Annotated in this window: 2 protein-coding genes; both read left to right on the forward strand. The window is 47.8% G+C overall.

The annotated features are described in order from the left end of the window. Window positions 1-80: 80 nt before the first annotated feature. Window positions 81-335: a hypothetical protein gene (locus F6K20_RS34195; protein ID WP_287297752.1), complete on the forward strand. Its 255-nt coding sequence runs from the start codon at window positions 81-83 to the stop codon at window positions 333-335. A gap of 255 nt (window positions 336-590) precedes the next feature. Further along, window positions 591-2,433: phosphodiester glycosidase family protein (locus tag F6K20_RS34200; RefSeq protein WP_287297754.1), on the forward strand; the 1,843-nt coding region annotated here is incomplete at its 3' end.

Raw genomic sequence — 2,433 nt, forward strand, 5'->3', positions numbered from 1 at the left:
TCCGTGCTTGACCCGGAGTGCTTCATAACTTTTTTAGAACCCACTTAGCCTAAATGCCTAGAGCGTTGCTCAATCTTTGAATGAATATAAGTAGAGTGGGCATCCTGCCCGCGCGAAAAGATATTGAAACTGGCAAGATGCCAGTTCCACGCAAGATGCCCATTCCACAGGTGCGACCCGTGGCGAATTTAATTCGCCAAGTAAGAGCGCACCTAAGCAAGATGCCCATTCCACAGGTGCGACCCAAGGCCGCGAGGGATTGCTCGCGGCCTTGGAGGCGCGCACCTACTCTTATAGCAGAAGTCATTTGTCAGAAGTCATTTGTCAGAAGTTAAACTCAAGCCAAACTGTAGTTTGAGACTTTTGTCATGTCCTAATTACCCTGGCGACTGCTATAAAATCATTCCATTATTAAGCAACGCCATGCCTAGAGCCTAAATGCCTAGAGCCTAGGTTAAGAGTATGTGAAATTAAACCTTCTCTATAGTTTTTGCTGACTGATTTAGGCTATGAAAGGTATGCTTTCAGCCAAATCAGTCCTTTGAGGAAACAGGCTACTAGCAGCAACCAATGCTCAATGGAACCCTTTGATGGTGACTAGAGTAACACCAAAGACCGGAATTGATACTACAAAAGTGTGGACTAAGATCTCCAAGCTAGCCATTACCCTCTTGCTCCTAATTCTATTCCCAGCATCCGTAGCTACGGCAAATAGGCGAGTTGGAGCAATTGAACCCTTAATCTTAAATAGCTTTAAAGAGTTACTTAACCAGTTGCCCCCAGCAGATGAAGAGACCCCTGTCCTCGTTCAAAGTTTATCCCAAACCACCCAGGAGAACATCCTAGTTTTAAAGGGGAAGAAACTATTGGAAGAGCTACCACCCATGCCTGATAACACCTTAGAGGTAGAGTTTTTCTCTGTCCCCCCCCAGGTGATCCGACAAGGGTTTCAAGTGTATTTAAATGGTCAGCGGATCAACTTACCTTGGCAGCAGTGGCTGGTCGGAACCTCAGTGCGCACTGGCATCAGTGATGTAGGAGCGATGCAAACTTTGGGCATAGAAATGCTCAATAGTAAAGATTTTACCAAGCAACCGATCCGGTGGTTTTCTAAACCCCGGAGTACATCAGTAGTTTTCCCCAGCCAAGTTAGTGGTGCTTATCGATATCTAGATATTACCGATTTTGCCAAAACAGCAGGTTGGCAGTTACAAGTTCACGGGGATAAGCTGTATATCTCTTCCATGCCAGCCAGGGTGAAGGCTATCCGCCAGGGACGTCAGCCTTGGGGTAATCGTATTGTTCTTGATTTAGACCGCCCAACCTTCTGGCAAGTCAATGACCGACGCACTGAAGGTGTGATTACAGTAGCTGCCTCAGCCGACCAGTCACTAGTCAAGGGTTTTAATGCTCTAGAGGGTGCCAAGATCCAAGGGCCTGAAGATGTAGCTCCCATTTCCGTGGGCGCTCCTATGGATAAACCGGTTATCCGCTTAGAAAGCCATCAGAACCAAACTAGGCTCAGGGTGGATTTCCCCAAAGGTAAACGTCTGCGAGTTTTCACCTTGCCTAACCCTTTTCGATTGGTGATTGATTTGCGACCCGATGCCATGGTCAAGAAAAATATTCTCTGGGCACCTGGCATCCAGTGGCGTCAGCAGTTGATTAGTCTCAAAGATACTAGTTTCCCAGTGGTGTGGCTGGAGGTTGACCCCAAATCTCACCACTTGCGCCTCAGACCGATTGGCAGTAATGCTACGACGCAAGTGGGAACAGCCCCACTAATTAAAGCTGCTCAGTGGTGGCAAGCATCTGCTGCAATTAATGCTGGCTTTTTCAACCGTAACAACCAATTGCCCTTAGGAGCAATTCGCCGTGATAGTCGGTGGTTATCTGGTCCAATTTTGAATCGGGGAGCGATCGCTTGGAATGATCGCGGTCACGTTAAACTCGGACGACTGAGCCTGACCGAAACCTTAGTTACCTCAAACCAGAAACGTTTGCCAGTACTATTCCTCAACAGTGGTTATGTCAAAGCTGGAATTGCCCGCTACACTCGCGCCTTCGGACCAACCTACACTCCCTTAATTGATCATGAAATCATCGTAGTTGTCCAGAACAACTCGGTCACCCATCTTTTGCCTGGAGGACTTGCCGGTCAGCAAGCCTTTCCTATCCCCCCCAATGGCTATCTAGTTACCCTGAGGGCCAACAGCACAGCCGTTCATGATCTTAGTATCGGTACCCAAGTGCGAATTGAGGGAAGTACCTTTCCCGCTGACTTCAATGGCTACCCCCATATTCTCGGTGGTGGACCACTGCTACTACAAGATAGGCTTATTGTTTTGGATGGCAAATCGGAACAATTTAGTGATGCCTTTATTCAGCAGTCTGCTCCACGCAGTGCTATTGGAAGCACTGCTAATGGCACAT

Source organism: Moorena sp. SIO2C4, assembly GCF_010672485.1.
Taxonomy (GTDB): domain Bacteria; phylum Cyanobacteriota; class Cyanobacteriia; order Cyanobacteriales; family Coleofasciculaceae; genus Moorena; species Moorena producens.

What these genes read in the sequence shown, in the direction of transcription:
- F6K20_RS34195 (WP_287297752.1), top strand. Translation starts at nt 81, where the DNA reads ATGAATATAAGTAGAGTGGGCATCCTGCCCGCGCGAAAAGATATTGAA.